15 protein-coding genes are annotated in these 15,861 nt (G+C 32.5%); all 15 read left to right on the forward strand.

Annotated features, from left to right (window positions below; translation table 11 throughout):
- Window positions 1-69 precede the first annotated feature (69 nt).
- Window positions 70-783 (forward strand): GntR family transcriptional regulator, encoded by a 714-nt coding sequence (locus AC5M21_RS04445; protein WP_008790035.1) that lies wholly within the window; start codon window positions 70-72, stop codon window positions 781-783.
- Between the two features lie 141 nt (window positions 784-924).
- Complete coding sequence (locus AC5M21_RS04450) at window positions 925-2,202, forward strand: PTS sugar transporter subunit IIC (protein WP_008790034.1); 1,278 nt, start codon at window positions 925-927, stop codon at window positions 2,200-2,202.
- Between the two features lie 2 nt (window positions 2,203-2,204).
- Window positions 2,205-2,981: a glucose-6-phosphate isomerase family protein gene (locus tag AC5M21_RS04455; RefSeq protein WP_008790033.1), complete on the forward strand. Its 777-nt coding sequence runs from the start codon at window positions 2,205-2,207 to the stop codon at window positions 2,979-2,981.
- Window positions 2,982-2,990: 9 nt separating this feature from the next.
- Complete coding sequence (locus tag AC5M21_RS04460) at window positions 2,991-3,533, forward strand: glucose-6-phosphate isomerase family protein (protein WP_008790032.1); 543 nt, start codon at window positions 2,991-2,993, stop codon at window positions 3,531-3,533.
- 12 nt (window positions 3,534-3,545) lie between these two features.
- Entirely contained in the window at window positions 3,546-5,264 is a 1,719-nt protein-coding gene (locus tag AC5M21_RS04465) for a class I mannose-6-phosphate isomerase (protein WP_008790031.1), read from the forward strand.
- Window positions 5,251-5,907, forward strand: a complete 657-nt coding sequence (locus tag AC5M21_RS04470) for a YczE/YyaS/YitT family protein (RefSeq protein ID WP_008790030.1) — start codon at window positions 5,251-5,253, stop codon at window positions 5,905-5,907. The genes AC5M21_RS04465 and AC5M21_RS04470 overlap by 14 nt, the downstream gene beginning before the upstream one ends.
- 10 nt (window positions 5,908-5,917) lie before the next feature.
- Window positions 5,918-7,348 (forward strand): glycoside hydrolase family 1 protein, encoded by a 1,431-nt coding sequence (locus AC5M21_RS04475; RefSeq protein WP_008790029.1) that lies wholly within the window; start codon window positions 5,918-5,920, stop codon window positions 7,346-7,348.
- Between the two features lie 9 nt (window positions 7,349-7,357).
- A complete protein-coding gene (locus tag AC5M21_RS04480; protein WP_008790028.1) occupies window positions 7,358-8,293 on the forward strand; it encodes an ROK family protein in 936 nt (311 codons plus the stop codon).
- 433 nt (window positions 8,294-8,726) lie between these two features.
- Window positions 8,727-10,226, forward strand: coding sequence for a UDP-glucose--hexose-1-phosphate uridylyltransferase (locus tag AC5M21_RS04485; RefSeq protein WP_008790027.1), 1,500 nt, complete (start codon window positions 8,727-8,729; stop codon window positions 10,224-10,226).
- 2 nt (window positions 10,227-10,228) lie between these two features.
- On the forward strand, window positions 10,229-11,245 hold the full coding sequence (locus tag AC5M21_RS04490) for an aldose epimerase family protein (protein ID WP_008790026.1): 1,017 nt from the start codon (window positions 10,229-10,231) through the stop codon (window positions 11,243-11,245).
- Entirely contained in the window at window positions 11,242-12,519 is a 1,278-nt protein-coding gene (locus AC5M21_RS04495) for a galactokinase (RefSeq protein ID WP_054689313.1), read from the forward strand. Before AC5M21_RS04490 ends, AC5M21_RS04495 begins: the two co-directional genes overlap by 4 nt.
- Window positions 12,520-12,620: 101 nt before the next feature.
- Entirely contained in the window at window positions 12,621-13,031 is a 411-nt protein-coding gene (locus AC5M21_RS04500; protein WP_302280554.1) for a zinc ribbon domain-containing protein, read from the forward strand.
- A gap of 49 nt (window positions 13,032-13,080) precedes the next feature.
- Window positions 13,081-13,383, forward strand: coding sequence for a DUF2085 domain-containing protein (locus tag AC5M21_RS04505; protein ID WP_017144098.1), 303 nt, complete (start codon window positions 13,081-13,083; stop codon window positions 13,381-13,383).
- Window positions 13,384-13,508: 125 nt separating this feature from the next.
- A complete protein-coding gene (locus AC5M21_RS04510) occupies window positions 13,509-14,168 on the forward strand; it encodes a helix-turn-helix transcriptional regulator (protein ID WP_008790022.1) in 660 nt (219 codons plus the stop codon).
- A 10-nt stretch (window positions 14,169-14,178) separates the two neighbouring features.
- Entirely contained in the window at window positions 14,179-15,819 is a 1,641-nt protein-coding gene (locus AC5M21_RS04515) for a putative manganese-dependent inorganic diphosphatase (RefSeq protein WP_008790021.1), read from the forward strand.
- Window positions 15,820-15,861 lie beyond the last annotated feature (42 nt).

Below are 15,861 nucleotides of genomic sequence, written 5' to 3' on the forward strand. Positions count from 1 at the left end.
ATGAGAGTTTACAAAAATTGGTAATATAGTGTATAATAAAAAGAAGTTATAATGAAGAGAGGGAGTAACATGAAATTAAGTTTTCAAAGTGGACAAAAACCATTATGGAGTCAGCTTTATGATATCTTGGAATCGCGCATTCTTAATGGTGATTACAAAGAAGGTGAAGTTTTACCAAGTGAGATGGCTTTGATGGAAGAGTTTGAGGTTTCTAGAGTAACAGTACGTCAGGCTATGGACAAACTTATTAATGCTAAACTGATTTCCAGAAAAAGAGGGAAAGGCACTATTGTTTTAAAGCGTGAAAATACTGTAGCAACTTCTTTTCAATCTTCTTTTAATGGTGTGGAAGAAAAAAATAATGCAAATGATCGAAGAGTGATCAGCGTTGAATATGCTACACCTCCTATTGATGTTGCTTATTTCTTTGGAGTCTCAGTTAATCGACCAGTTTTGAAATTAACTCGTCAAACATATGTGGATGAAAAACCTGTGACTCATTATGAGTCTTATATCAATCCAATTGTTCCAGTAGATGATCAAACAGATTTTAGTGGATCTATGTATGCAAAACTTGAACAAGCAGGCTATCCAATTACACATGTTAAAGAGAAAATCACTGCTGCTCTTATGACTGCTAAAGAAAAAGAAATGTTTGGTGTTACAAGAAATGAGGCTCTTATGAATCGTATTCGTATGGGCAGTTCTGAAGATATACCAATTGAGTACACATATTCTAGATATGTTGCAAATGGATATGAACTTGTTATAGATTTGAAATAAAATAAGGTACTGAGTATCTTATTTTTTATTTTATGTTAGAATGTTATAACATTCTAACATAAAAGTATTGCATTCTTGATAAGTTGTGCTATAATAACATTGTAATGTTATAACATTTAGTAATGAGGAGGAGAGAAAGGTATGGATAAATTCCAAAGTAAGTTAGAAGGTATTTTAATGCCTATAGGTTCTAAGATTGCAAATAATAAGTACTTAAAGGTATTGCAAAAATCATTTATTGCTGTTATGCCATTGACTATTGCTGGGTCAATTGCATTAATTATTTCGTATTTCCCATTCATTGATTATGTTGTTCCTGCTGATGTTTTGAATGAGATTATTACTTTCTTGGATGCCATGTCAAGTGCAACATTAAGCATCGTTGCATTATTCTTGGCTGGTGTTATTGGTTATTATTATACAAGACAAGAAGAACATGAAGGTATTTTTGGAGCTATTGTTATGATTTGCTGTTTCTTAATTGTGACTCCTATGGGTTGGAATGAGGAAGGTGCATTTGCATATATTCCCATGACATGGTTAGGAGGACAAGGTTTATTAACTGCAATGATTGTCGGTTTTGGTGGAGGTGTTATTTATAATAAATTAATGAACTCTAAAATGACGATTAAATTGCCAGAGTCAGTACCACCAATGGTAGCTGAACCATTTAAAATGCTGATTCCAGCTTTAGCAACATTCTTAGTGTTTGCAGCAGTAAGGTATGGAATGTCATTTACTTCTTTTGGAGATGTACATACATTCTTCTTCAATGTTTTCCAAACACCATTGATGGCATTGGGAACAAGTTTGCCTGCTTCAATTATTATTGTTGTTTTTATTCAGGTTTTATGGTTTATGGGGTTACATGGACAAAATATTGCTGGTTCTGTTATGACGCCAATTTGGAATGCGGCCATGATTGCAAACTTAACTGCTGTACAGAGTGGACAATCACCTCAATACATTTTTACTGGTCAATTCTTTACAGGTTTCATTTGGATGCAATTTGTATCTTTGATTGTTGCTTGTTTAATCAGTGCCAAGAGTGAACAATTAAAAGCTGTGGGTAAATTATCAATTGGATCAGCATGCTTTAATATTTCTGAACCTATTGTGTTTGGGTCACCAGTTGTATTGAATTTTATGTTATTGATTCCATGGGTTGTGACAATGGCTGTCTTTGTGCTTGTGACTTGGGGATTCATGCAGTCAGGATTATGCCCTTATCCATTAGGTGCAGATATTCCTTGGACAACACCTCCATTGATTTCAGGTTGGTTGATTACTGGTTCACCAATGGGAGCAGTTGTACAAATTGTCAATGTTATTATTGGAACATTTATCTACTTACCATTTGTAAAAATGTATGATAAACAATTGGTAAAACAAGAACAAGTTGGACAAACTGAGGCTTAAATATGAAGTTTAATCCTGGATTTGATATTCAACCAACTTATGAACCATTGGGCTTTCAATATGGTCAAAATGTTTTTGGACCAGAAGTTGAAAATAGAAGTTTAGATGCTATAAGAAAGAATCTTATGGAGCCAACATGTGATGGTCCTGCAGTTGTTTACTCTATTGCGATGGATGTAGGAAATGATGACGATAAGCAAAATATGATTGAACGAAATCTATTGTATGGAGCAGTGACATATGCGAAAGGAACATTAGGAAAAGAGCCAATTCGTTCACAAGGGCACATTCATGCTGTATCACCATCTTGTGGAATGTCGACATGTGAAGTTTATGAAATTTGGAGTGGTGCTGCTTATATTTACATGCAGGAAACTGCTCAAGATCATCCTGGAAGATGCTTTGCGGTTTATGCAAAACCAGGTGATATTGTGATTGTCCCACCGGGATGGGCACATGCCACAATTGTTGCTGATATAACACAAAATCTCACTTTTGGAGCATGGTGTGTAAGAGATTATGGATTTGATTATGATGAAGTGAGAGCACATAAGGGGGTCGCCTGGTTCCCGATTGTGAATGAAAACAGAATTGATTTTATAGCAAATCAATTTTATCAGAAAAGTCAGCTAATTGTGAAAGAACCAAGAATATATGAAGAATTTGGTATTCGTAAAGGAATTCCGATTTATCAGCAATTTGTTGAAAATCCTGATTTATTCTTATTTGTATCACAGCCACAACTGGCAAAGGAAAAGTGGGAAAATTTTATTCCCTAGGAGGTATTTATGAAAGTCATTGAACCATCAGTGATACATCATATTCAAAATGGTGTATTAGAAGGTAAGGATATAGAGAGCTATACAAAAAGATATCATGAAGTGAATTATCTTTATGAAAAACAAAGAGAGGATGATCCTATTGTCTATGAAGTTTATTCATATTCAAAAGGAAAAGATATTTTAGGAAATCTGAATTGGGGCTTAACAGTGTTGAAACCTGTTTATTCACATAATGAATGTAATATGACAAAAGGACATTTCCATGTAAATAAAGATTGTGCAGAAATTTATTTTGGAATTGCAGGTGTAGGATTATTATTGTTGATGGATGAAGAAGGTCATACTTGGGCTGAAAAAGTTTATGAAGGGTCTTTACATCATATTGATGGGAGAATTGCTCATCGACTGGTCAATACAGGTGATGAAGATTTAAAAGTTGGTGCATGTTGGCCAACATCAGCTGGACATGATTATCACGCTATTGAAAAAAGAGAATTTGGATATCGTGTATATAAAAGAAATGGTCAAATTGAATTTGAAAAAAGATAGGAATGATGTGAAATGAATTATGATAAATATCCTGAAATAAAAATAAATGGTTTTGATGATCAAGTCTTTGCTGATGTTCAAGGTATTAAAAATGAATTAGAAAAATATAGTCAAGAATCTCAGTTTTGTATGACTGTAGAGTGTTATCCAGGAGTTGATGATGAAATCTTGGAAATGATTCAAGATATTTATGATCCAGAAATTGTGATAAGAAGTGAAGATATTTTCTATAATCAAGAAAAGTTGAGTCAGATGATGGCATCGCATTTGACTGAAGATCGTGTCCGTGGTGTTATGTATTATGGAAAGATGGAAGATTTTGTAGATCAGCAAAAGTGTATTGAAATGAAAAAAGTCCTGTCTTCAAAGCAAAGAATTTTAATTTATGGGGTTGGAGCAAGTTTAATATCTCAGGGTGATCTCTATATATATTGTGATATGGCAAGATGGGAAATCCAATGCCGTTATCGAGAAGGAATGCCAAACTTTAAACAAGATAATCAAGATGAAGATACTTTGAGAAAAATCAAAAGAGGGTTCTTCATTGAATGGCGTATTGCTGATAAGCAAAAAATGAAGATGTTTGATCATATAGATTATCTCATTGACAGCAATATCAAAAGGAATCCAAAAATGTTGACAGGTGAAGCGTTGAGATCAGGATTAAGGCAAATTGTAAAGCGTCCATTTCGATTAGTGCCTTATTTTGATCCTGGTGTCTGGGGTGGTCAATGGATGAAGGAAGTCTGTGGTTTAGATTCAAAACAAGATAACTTTGCGTGGAGTTTTGATGGTGTTCCAGAAGAGAACAGTCTTTATTTAAAATATAATCAGACACGTATTGAGATTCCTGCAATGGATTTGGTATTGTACCAGCCACGTGAGTTATTAGGTATGAAAACATATTGTCGTTTTGGAGCAGAGTTTCCTATACGTTTTGATTTTCTTGATACAATTGGTGGACAGAATTTGAGTCTTCAGGTGCATCCGCTGACTGAATATATAAAATCACATTTTGGGATGACTTATACTCAAGATGAAAGTTATTATATATTGGATTGTCAAGATGGTGGTGGTGTTTATTTAGGATTAAAGGATAATATTCAACCTCATGAAATGATTGATGATTTAAATAAAGCACAAAAGGGTGAAGGGTCTTTTGATGCAGATCGATATGTGAATTTCTTTGAAGCGAAAAAACATGATCATTATTTAATTCCAGCTGGGACAGTTCACTGTTCATCTTCTAACTGTATGGTTTTAGAAATTAGTGCAACACCATATATCTTCACATTTAAGTTGTGGGATTGGGATCGATTAGGATTAGACGGCCTCCCTCGTCCAATTCATATTGAGGATGGTGCAAAGAATATTCAATGGGATCGTACAACACAATGGGTTAAGGATAATCTTGTGAATAATATTCAGATTATTCATGAAGAAGATGATTATTTGGAAGAAAGAACTGGTTTGCATGAGTTAGAATTTATTGAAACAAGACGCTTCACTTCTTCAAAGAAAACATATCATCATTGTGAAGATGGTGTTCACATGTTGAACTTAGTTGAAGGGACACAGGCAGTTGTTGAAAGTCCAACTGATGCGTTTGAACCATTCATTGTCCATTATGCAGAAACATTCATTCTACCAAGTGAAGCAAAAGAATATACAATTAGACCATATGATAGTGAAGAAACAATTCGTTTTGTGAAAGCGTATGTCAGACAGTAATAAGATGAGTCTTCAAATAAAAAAATACTTCATGATTATTTTTAGTTTTATGATTGTCGGCATTGGTTTTGCTTTTACACTGAAGGCGAATGTAGGAGTTGGTGCATGGGATGCGTTAAGCGCATCCCTTAACTCTTTGACTGGGATTGAGGTTGGAACTTTAGGGATGATTTTAAATATTGTTTGTGTATTAGGACAAATCATTATCTTAAGAAAAGATTTTAAAATGATTCAATTCTTACAAATACCATTAAGTGTCTTACTTGGAATTGTTATCAATTATGTATTATATGATATTCTTATATTTCCATTTGAATCTTTTATAGGACGAATCATCATGTATATTATATCTACTGAAGTTTGTGTTGTTGGTGTTGCTTTCATTATGGTATTAGATGAAGTGACTTTTGCTTTAGAGGGATTTTGTGATGCTCTTACAAAAATGATTCCATTAAAGTTTCATGTGATAAGACAATGTGCTGATATTCTTTCGTTTGCAATTATTATTGTAATGACTCTTTTTACTGATATTCCTTGGTCTATAGGTATAGGAACAGTGATAGGAATGGTTATATTTGGACCAAGTTTAGGGATGTTCATGAAGTTGTTCAAAAGGATGCTGGTGAAAGAGGTAAGTATATAAAGGAGGAACTATGTTACACAAAAAATTAGTAAAGTTTGATAATGATTTTCTTTGGGGTGCGAGTACTTCAGCATATCAAGTAGAAGGTGCGAACCTTGTTGATGGGAAAGGACCATCGTGCCAAGATGTGAAGGAAGTGCCAGAAGGGACTTCTGATTTGACTGTTTGTGCTGATCATTATCATCATTTTAAAGAAGATATTGCTTTAATGGCAGAAATGGGATTTAAAACATATCGTTTTTCAATCTCTTGGTCTAGAGTTTTACCTCAAGGAACTGGAAAAATAAATCCTAAAGGAATAGAATTCTATAATCAATTAATAGATGAATGTTTAAAATACAATATTATTCCATTTGTGACAATGTTTCATTTTGATATGCCAGCAGCTCTTGATGAAAAAGGTGGTTGGAGTTGCCCTGAATCAGTAGAATGGTTTCTTGAATATGCTAGGGTCTTATTCAAAAACTTTGGTGATAGAGTTAAATATTGGTTAACAATCAATGAACAAAATATGTTGACTTTAGCGGGTCAGGTTATTGGAGCACTTCATTTACCAAAAGGATGTACAAATGAAATGAAGGAGATTTACCAACAAAATCATTATATGTTGGTAGCCCAAGCAAAAGTTATGTCTTTATGTCATGACATGAATCCAGATGCAAAAATTGGTCCAGCACTAAATATCTCGTTAGTGTACGCTGCAAGTTGCAGGCCAGAAGATGTTATAGCAGCCCAAAATTTTAATGCAATAAGAAACTGGTTATATTTAGATGCATCAGTCTATGGTGTCTATAACAACCTTGTGTGGGCTTATCTTCAAGAGAATGATGCGTGTCCAGAATTTGCCGATGGAGATGCGGAAGCTCTCAAAAATGGACATCCAGACTTTATTGGATTTAATTACTATAACACGGCAACATGCCAAGAAAGTGATGGAACAGAAACTGACAATCCAGTTGCTGATCAACAAACAACAGGAGGGGCAGCGGGATTATATCGTGCATACAGAAATGAATATTTAGAAATGACAGAATTTGGCTGGGAAATAGATCCTGTAGGTTTTAGAGGAACAATTCGTGAAATTTATTCTCGATATAGATTACCTATGATTGTCTGTGAGAATGGAATAGGAGCCTATGATCAATTGGTTGACGGGAGAGTTCATGATTCTTATCGTATTCAATATCTGAGAGAACATATTGAACAGATTCAATTAGCGATCAGTGATGGTTGTGAAATGATGGGATATTGTCCTTGGTCAGCGATTGATCTGATTTCAACACATGAGGGTATGGTGAAACGTTATGGATTTATCTATGTTGATAGAGAAGAATTTGATTTAAAACAATTAAAGCGTTATCGAAAGGATTCTTTTTATTGGTATAAGAAAGTCATAGCAACACATGGCCGAGATTTGACAGATCGTTTTGAAGTGGGATAGGAGAGGAAAATGATTTATTTGACATTAGATATTGGTGGGAGTGCCATAAAATATGGATTGATTGATGATTCTATGACATTTTTGGAAAAAGGAAGTATACCTGCGCCTACAGAAAATAAGGAACAATTTTTAGATTCTATATACTCATTTTATGAAAAGTATAAAGGGAGTATAAGTGGTATAGGTATCTCAATGCCAGGAGTCATTAATCCAGAGATTGGTTTTGCGAAAACAGGAGGAGCCTTTTCTTTTATTAAAGATATGAATCTTGTTGAGATATTGCAAGAAAGAATCCCTTTGCCAATAACAATCGGAAATGATGCCAAATGTGCAGCGTATGCAGAACTTGGTTTTGGATGTTTAAAGGGGATAAGTGATGCAGTAATGATTGTTCTTGGAACAGGGATAGGTGGATGTTTAATCATTGATGGAAAGGTTCATATTGGCAAATCATATGCTTCTGGTGAGTTTTCATGTGTAAGCACTGCAAAATACTGCACTCAATCGGAAGAAGATGAATGGTGTCATGAAAATGGGAGTTCTGGATTGCTTAAATCCGTACAAAAGTCACTGAATACAACACAGCAATATACTGGCAAGGAGATATTTGAAATGGCTAATAGAAACAATCCACAAGTCTTAAAAGGGATTGATGATTTTTGTAATAAGCTTGTTCGTCAAATATTTAATCTTCAAGCAATATTTGATCCGGAAATGATAGCTATTGGTGGAGGTATATCTAAACAACCAATATTACGAAAATATATAAATAAATATATTGAGAAAATGAATAGTTATTATCAAAATCATGACTACCCATTGAATAGACCAAAAGTTGTGATATGTCAACATGGTAATGATGCCAATCTTATAGGCGCACTCTTTCAACTTAAAAATATGATGAAGTTATATTATAAGGATGATACTGTTCTAGAAAGAAAATAATTGAGTTGAATGAAATGGGAAATGTCAGTTATAAAATGTATTGATGCAAAGAAGTAACAATATAAAGTTATTTCTTTTTTTTGATATAGTCATTTACTTATGTAGATTATTATATTTTTTATTAAATAAGTATATATTGTCAATTTTTTATGCTGTTTTTTTATAATCAGAACAGTGATTTATTGAATGATATTTCAAATTAAGATATAAAGGATTTTATTATTTTATATCCTTGTTTATAAAGAACATATTCTCTCATTGATATACAATAAAACAACATGTTTGGTATCATCATTATTTTTGCAATCATTCATTGAATAAATATTAGGTCTTTGTATATTTAGTAAATGTATTTAATGATTTAGTAAAAAGAATTGACTTTGTTTACTAATATGTTAAAATAAGAATATAAGAATAATGAAGGAGGGTTTATATGAATCATGAAATCAATAGATTGATTCATTTTGGGTTAGAGCATGGAATGATTCAAGAAGAAGATAAGGATTATACTGTTAATTTGTTATTGGATCTTTTTCAATTGGAAGATTTTGAATGGGAAGATATTTATGAAACTTTATCTGAATGTACACCTATTTTAGAGAATATGCTTGATTATGCTGTTGCAAAAAAATTTATTGAAAATAATATAACATCAAGGGATTTATTTGATACACGTATTATGAATTGTTTAATGCCTCGACCAAGTGAAGTTGTGAAAACATTTTATGAACGATATCAATTTCAACCACAGGCTGCGACAGATTATTATTATGGTTTATCCATTGCATCTAACTATATTAGAAAAAGTCGAACTGATAAGAATATTCGTTTTAAAAGATATTATAAATATGGCAATATTGAAATCACAATCAATCTTTCAAAGCCAGAAAAAGACCCTCAAGAGATTGCAAAAGCAAAACTTATCAAATCAAGTGGGTATCCAAGATGCTTGTTATGTAAAGAAAATGTTGGCTTCAAAGGTGATTTAAATCGAGCAGCTAGACAAACTCATAGAATTATTCCTGTTGAATTAGATCATTCACATTATTATTTACAATATTCACCATATGTTTATTACAATGAACATTGTATTGTTTTTAACCAAGAACATAAACCTATGGTTATTAATAAAGAAACATTTACACATTTGTTATCTTTTATAGAAATATTTCCACATTATATGCTAGGTTCAAATGCTGATTTGCCAATTGTTGGTGGTTCAATTTTGACTCATGATCATTTTCAGGGAGGGAGATACACTTTTCCAATTGAAGGTGCTGAGGTTATTCAAACAATCAAACTTCAAAATTACCCAACATTGACAATTGAAGTCATGAAATGGCCATTATCCACAATCAGAGTAACTTCATCAGATAAAGCTGCTATTGTTGATTTTTCAGAGACTGTTTTGAAACAATGGAAAATGTACTCACTTCCTTCTTTAGATATCATTTCTCATACTGGAGATATTCCACATAATACAGTCACACCGATTGCTCGTCGAAAGAATTCTGAATATCAAATGGATTTGGTATTACGTAACAATCGTACAAGCGAAAAGTATCCAGATGGTATATTCCATCCACATCAGAATTTGCATCATATAAAAAAAGAAAATATAGGTTTGATTGAAGTTATGGGATTAGCAATCTTACCGGCACGCCTCAAAGATGAGTTAGAATTATTAAGAGCCTGTCTTTTGCATCAATCTCATATCGAAGATTATGCTGTTTTAGAGAAACACCAATTATGGTATCAGGAACTTGAAGAAAGTTATGTAATCAATGAAGATAATGTTGATAATATTATTGCTGAATCATTAACACGAAAGTTTGTTAATGTTTTAGAAGATGCTGGTGTTTTTAAAATGAATGAAGAAGGTATTGATGCGTTTATAAGTTTTGTAAAATCATTTGACAAGAAGGAGGAATAAAAATGATTAGAATCATAGAAAGTTTAGATAATGGTATTGATCTCATTTCTATGCAAAATGATGAATTGGAAATTGTAGTTTCTAATTTTGGTTGTACAATTGTAAAGATTTTAATGAAAGATAAAGATGGTCATGTTGGAGATGTTGTTTTAGGTTATGATGATTTTAAAAGTTATCAGACACTTGATGCTTATTTGGGAGCGTTGGTAGGGAGAGTTGCAAATAGAATTGGAAAAGGGCATTTTTCTTTAAATAATGAAGAGTATACATTAGCTATTAACAATGGTCCTAATCATTTACATGGCGGTATAAAAGGATTTAGTTATCAAACTTTTGATTATGAAATAAGAGATGGATATACAATTATATTTCATTATTCTTCACCTGATGGTGAAGAAGGTTATCCTGGCGATTTAGAGTTGAAAGTTATTTACGAATTAAAAGATGATACACTTCATATTCGCTATCTAGCAACAACAAATAAGGATACACTGATTAATATCACTAATCATTCTTATTTTAACTTGTCTGCTAAGCAAGAAAATGTTTATAATCATTTATTACAAGTGAAAGCAGATCAATATGCATGCATTGATTCAGATGGTTTACCAACTGGAAAATTCCAACAAACAAAAGATACTGCTTTTGATTTTTTACAGCCAACGACAATAGGAGAGCAGATTATCAAAGATGATAAGCAGCTTCAATTAGGAAAAGGATTTGATCATCCATTTATTTTCAATACCCAACAAAATCAAGTCATATTAGAACATCCAGCAACTGGAAGACGTTTAACTGTTTCTACAACATTACCTGGAGCGCAGATTTATACAGCTAATTATTTAGATGGACGTTTAGGAAAATATGGTCAACATTATTATGAAAGAGATGCAGTTTGTATTGAAACGCAAAATTTACCAGATGCTATTCATATTGAAGAAAATCCGACAACATTATTAAAGAAAGGTGAAACTTATGATGAAATGACATCATATAAGTTTGAGGTTATAAAATCATGAAAAAGGCAAGTTTATTAATACAGGAGATACAGACTCATAAATATAATTCTATTTTTAAAGATGTTTATGTTGATGAGCATTTATTAAGTTATCAAAAAGAAAGATATGTTCAAGCAATTGAAAAATTTATTTCATTGTATGGTGATCAGGAAGTTGAAATTTATAGTACACCAGGGCGTAGTGAAGTTTGTGGAAATCATACAGATCATCAGCATGGTGAAGTTTTGGCTGCTGCAATTAATTTAGATATTATTGCTGTGGTTGCTCCAACTAAAGAGACAATTAAGGTGTTGTCTGATGACTATGATATTCAAGGTGTAAATATCAAGGATTTAGAAAAAAGAGATCAGGAAGTTGAAAGTTCAGAAGGTCTTATTCGAGGTGTATGTGCGAGATATCAGCAATTAGGATATAAGATTGGTGGATTTAATGCTTATATGACAAGTGATGTTTTACAGGGGTCTGGTTTGTCATCTTCAGCTGCTTTTGAAGTTGTTGTTGGGACAATACTTTCTGGACTGTATAATAATATGTCTATTAATCCAGTGACAATTGCACAAGTTGGTCAATATAGTGAGAATGTTTATTTTGGAAAGCCATGCGGTCTTATGGACCAGTGTGCCTGTTCAGTGGGAAGTCTTATTCATATTGACTTTCAGGATAATGAACATCCAATTGTGAATAAGATAGAAGTTGATTTTTCGGAATTTAAACACAGTTTATGTATTGTTGATGTTCATGCATCACATGCAGATCTGACAAATGACTATGCTTCTATTCCTTATGAAATGAAAAAGGTGGCTCAATATTTTGGGAAAGAGGTCTTGAGAGATGTTGAAGAAGCAGAGTTCTATAAAAAATTACCTGAAGTAAGAACCGCAATCAATGATAGAGCTGTTTTAAGAACGATTCATCTTTTTGAAGAGAATAAACGTGTAGAGAAAGCTGTATCAGCTTTAAATGATAGAGATTTTGATACTTTTAAAAAGACAATCAAAGCTTCTGGCGAAAGTTCTTTTAAGTATCTGCAAAATATTTATTCAAATCATAATACTGATCAACAAGCTGTTTCCATCGCATTGGCACTGTCAGAAGATATTTTAGGAGCAAATGGTGTATGCCGTATTCATGGTGGTGGATTTGCAGGAACAATTCAAGTTTTTGTTGAAGATGAATTTGTAGACACATATCAAAGAGAAATTGAGAAATATTTTGGTGAAGGATCATGCCACGTTTTGAAAGTCAGAAAGTATGGTGGAATGAAAGTTTTATAGTTAAAGAAGTGTAACTTCATAGTAGACGCTATGATATGCACTTTTTTCTTTTACATTTTCATAAGATTTTAGTACAATAAAAATATAAAGGAGGAATCAATATGTATTGTTATCAATGTGGAAAACAGGTTGAAGAAGATGTGAAATTCTGCCCTTATTGTGGTGCACAGCTCAATTCGCATGACCAAAATAATGGAAATGGATATAACCCTATTAATCAGAATTATCAAGGTTCATATCAAAAACCAGATGATGAATCAAGTTTTGGTTATGCACTGCTTTCTTTTTTTATTCCAGTTGTTGGGCTTGTCTTATATCTGGTATGGAGCAAAGAATATCCATTGCGTGCTAAATCTTGTATCAAAGGCTTTATTGCTAATATTGTTTTTTATGTTTTGATGTTTCGTTGTATCATGAGTGGAATTGTTGGTATTGCTTCTCAATATGATGATGAAGTTCATTGGAATCATAATGATTTTAACGCTGTTGTAGAAACAGTTTCTTATGAGTAGTCTTATTGATTTTATATATCAGAGGTTATCACAGTTTGGAAGTATACCTATGTGTAATGGTATAGCTGAACGTGCTCCTCATATTTTAGGCTTTTGTTTTCCTTTGTGTTATAGATGCACATTTATTGTTATTTTATTTATAATGACTTTGTATATTGCTTATAAACACAAAAAAACAATTCCTTTGTATGTTATTTTCCTTTGCATGTTACCAATGATTATTGATGGAAGTCTACAAACATTTTGGGGAATGATGAGTAACAATTTGAGAAGAGCATTAACAGGAGCTGTTTTCGGGTATGCCCTGGGAATGCTTGTCACAAAAGCATATATTTATATTGATAAAAAATAACTTGAAACAACTTTTGAATGTAAAAAAGTTGTTTTCTTTTACAAAAAATTATCATTTCTTATCATGATAAAAAAGACTAGTCGTCTATAATAAAATAGTGTATAATGACAATCGGAGGCGGTATAATGTATAAATTGTTAGAACCATATGGAAAATTAGTAGAATTTTTGGGAGAAGCTTTAGGTGAAAATGTAGAAATTGCATTACATGATTTGACTTCTCAAGAACAGGAAATAGTAGCAATATCAAACAGTCATATTTCTGGCAGAGAGGTTGGTGCTAAACTTTCTAATCTATCAATTCACTATTTGGAGACAAAACAATATAAAGATCATGATTTCGTAATGAACTATAAAACAACTGGTCCAGATGGAAAACTGTTACGATCAGCAACTTATTTTATAAAAGAAGAAGGGCATGAGGTTCCAGTAGGAATGTTGTGTATTAATGTGAATATTTCTGACTATGAATATTTAGAGTCTACATTAAAGAGAATTTTAGGAATTAAGGAATCTAAGGATGTTGAATTTAAATTAGATAATCCAATTGAGATTCTATCATCACCATTAGATGAAATGATTGATTTATACATAAAGGAATGCTTAGAACAAATGGGATTTCCAAGTTATTTCTTAGTTGAAAGATTGAATGTAGAAGAAAAGATTAAAGTTGTTAAATATTTACAAGATAAGGGTACATTTAAGGTAAAGGGAGCTATTGTTCTTGTTGCTGAAAAATTGGCTGTTAGTGAGCCAACAATTTATCGTTATTTAAAGAAAATGTAAGGGGGATTTTATGAAAGACATTGTTTTTGTAAGTGGGCACAAGAATCCAGATAGTGATTCTATCTGCAGTGCTATTGCTTATGCACATTTATTATTTGTAACTGGACGCTATAATGCTGTGCCGGTTAGACTTGGTGATGTTAATAAGGAAACTGAGTTTATTTTGAAGAGATTTGGTGTAGAGATACCTGTTTTGTTAAAGACTGTTAAACAAAAAGTTGAAGACTTGGATTATGATAAAGTAACTGTTTTTTCAAAGGAATTGACTTTAAAAACTGCTTGGGCCTTAATGAAACAACAAAATTTAAAAAGTGCACCTGTTTTAGATGACCATAGTCAATTGTTAGGGTTATTGTCTACATCTAATATTATTGAAGGATATATGGATGATTGGAATAGTGAAATTCTTAAAGAAGCCAATACACCAATTGAAAATGTTATTGATACATTAGATGCAAGTATTTTATATTTAGATAAATCCTTAAAAACAATTAAAGGTGAAGTACATATTGCTGCCATGACTGGAGAAGAAGCCATGAAACGCATTCATGAAAATGATGTTGTTATTGTTGGTGGAGATAGAGATGAAGCTGTTGAACATTTGATTGAAGGGAAAGTTTCTTTAATTATTCTAACAGGATTATTATCAATTGATGATGCTTTATTAAATAAATGTATGGAAGCTCATATTAGTGTTATTTCAACGCCATTTAATACATTTATGTCATCACAACAAATTATTCAATCTATTCCTGTTGAATATGTTATGCAAAAAGGTGGGTTAACAACATTTTCAACAGATGATACTTTAGATTATGTGAAAGAAGTGATGAGTGAAACACGTTATAGAAGTTATCCTGTTTTAGATTTTATGGGAAGAGTTGTAGGGTCAGTTTCCCGTTTCCAAGTCTTAAATGGAATGAGAAAAAAAGTGATTCAAGTTGATCATAATGAAAGAGGACAATCTATTGATGGAATTGAGGATGCAGAGATCTTAGAAATTATTGATCACCATAGAGTTGCAGATATTCAAACAATTGGACCTGTCATGTTTAGAGCAGAACCAGTTGGATGTACAGCAACGATTGTTGCTAAATGTTATAAGGAGCAAGGTATTGAAATACCTGCTGATATGGCTGGACTTATGCTAGGGGCTATTATAAGTGATACGCTTTTATTCAAATCTCCTACATGTACACCAACTGATACAAAGATGGCTAAAGAATTAGCAGCTATTGCTAATGTGGATATTAAAGACTTTGGAATGGACATGTTTAAAGCTGGAACTTCGTTGGTTGGAAAAACTGTTGAAGAGATTTTTAATCAAGATTATAAGAAGTTTAGTTTTGGAGATGTTTCTGTTGGAGTGGCTCAAGTCAACACAATGGATATTGAAGGATTTGCGCCATATAAGGCTGAAATGTTGGCATATATGGAAAAGGTTGCAGTGGATAATCATATGCAATTTGCTATGTTGTTATTAACTGATGTTATTAATGCTACAAGTGAAGTGTTTGTTGCTGGTCCACGTCCTGATTATGTCGAAACAGCATTCAAGATTGATTTGGTTGAACAACAGGCAAGTCTTCCAGGTGTTATTTCTAGAAAGAAACAAGTTGTTCCTGTAATCACTGATGTGTTAACACAATAGTATGTGAAGATGAAACATTTCATTTGTTTCATCTTTTTATTT

The sequence above is a fragment of the Coprobacillus sp. genome, from assembly GCF_984815275.1.

Bases quoted from the DNA above. Each gene is read 5' to 3' on its own strand.
- AC5M21_RS04445 (WP_008790035.1), top strand. From the start codon at position 70: ATGAAATTAAGTTTTCAAAGTGGACAAAAACCATTATGGAGTCAGCTT.
- AC5M21_RS04450 (WP_008790034.1), top strand. From the start codon at position 925: ATGGATAAATTCCAAAGTAAGTTAGAAGGTATTTTAATGCCTATAGGT.
- AC5M21_RS04455 (WP_008790033.1), top strand. From the start codon at position 2,205: ATGAAGTTTAATCCTGGATTTGATATTCAACCAACTTATGAACCATTG.
- AC5M21_RS04460 (WP_008790032.1), top strand. From the start codon at position 2,991: ATGAAAGTCATTGAACCATCAGTGATACATCATATTCAAAATGGTGTA.
- AC5M21_RS04465 (WP_008790031.1), top strand. From the start codon at position 3,546: ATGAATTATGATAAATATCCTGAAATAAAAATAAATGGTTTTGATGAT.
- AC5M21_RS04470 (WP_008790030.1), top strand. From the start codon at position 5,251: ATGTCAGACAGTAATAAGATGAGTCTTCAAATAAAAAAATACTTCATG.
- AC5M21_RS04475 (WP_008790029.1), top strand. From the start codon at position 5,918: ATGTTACACAAAAAATTAGTAAAGTTTGATAATGATTTTCTTTGGGGT.
- AC5M21_RS04480 (WP_008790028.1), top strand. From the start codon at position 7,358: ATGATTTATTTGACATTAGATATTGGTGGGAGTGCCATAAAATATGGA.
- AC5M21_RS04485 (WP_008790027.1), top strand. From the start codon at position 8,727: ATGAATCATGAAATCAATAGATTGATTCATTTTGGGTTAGAGCATGGA.
- AC5M21_RS04490 (WP_008790026.1), top strand. From the start codon at position 10,229: ATGATTAGAATCATAGAAAGTTTAGATAATGGTATTGATCTCATTTCT.
- AC5M21_RS04495 (WP_054689313.1), top strand. From the start codon at position 11,242: ATGAAAAAGGCAAGTTTATTAATACAGGAGATACAGACTCATAAATAT.
- AC5M21_RS04500 (WP_302280554.1), top strand. From the start codon at position 12,621: ATGTATTGTTATCAATGTGGAAAACAGGTTGAAGAAGATGTGAAATTC.
- AC5M21_RS04505 (WP_017144098.1), top strand. From the start codon at position 13,081: ATGTGTAATGGTATAGCTGAACGTGCTCCTCATATTTTAGGCTTTTGT.
- AC5M21_RS04510 (WP_008790022.1), top strand. From the start codon at position 13,509: ATGTATAAATTGTTAGAACCATATGGAAAATTAGTAGAATTTTTGGGA.
- AC5M21_RS04515 (WP_008790021.1), top strand. From the start codon at position 14,179: ATGAAAGACATTGTTTTTGTAAGTGGGCACAAGAATCCAGATAGTGAT.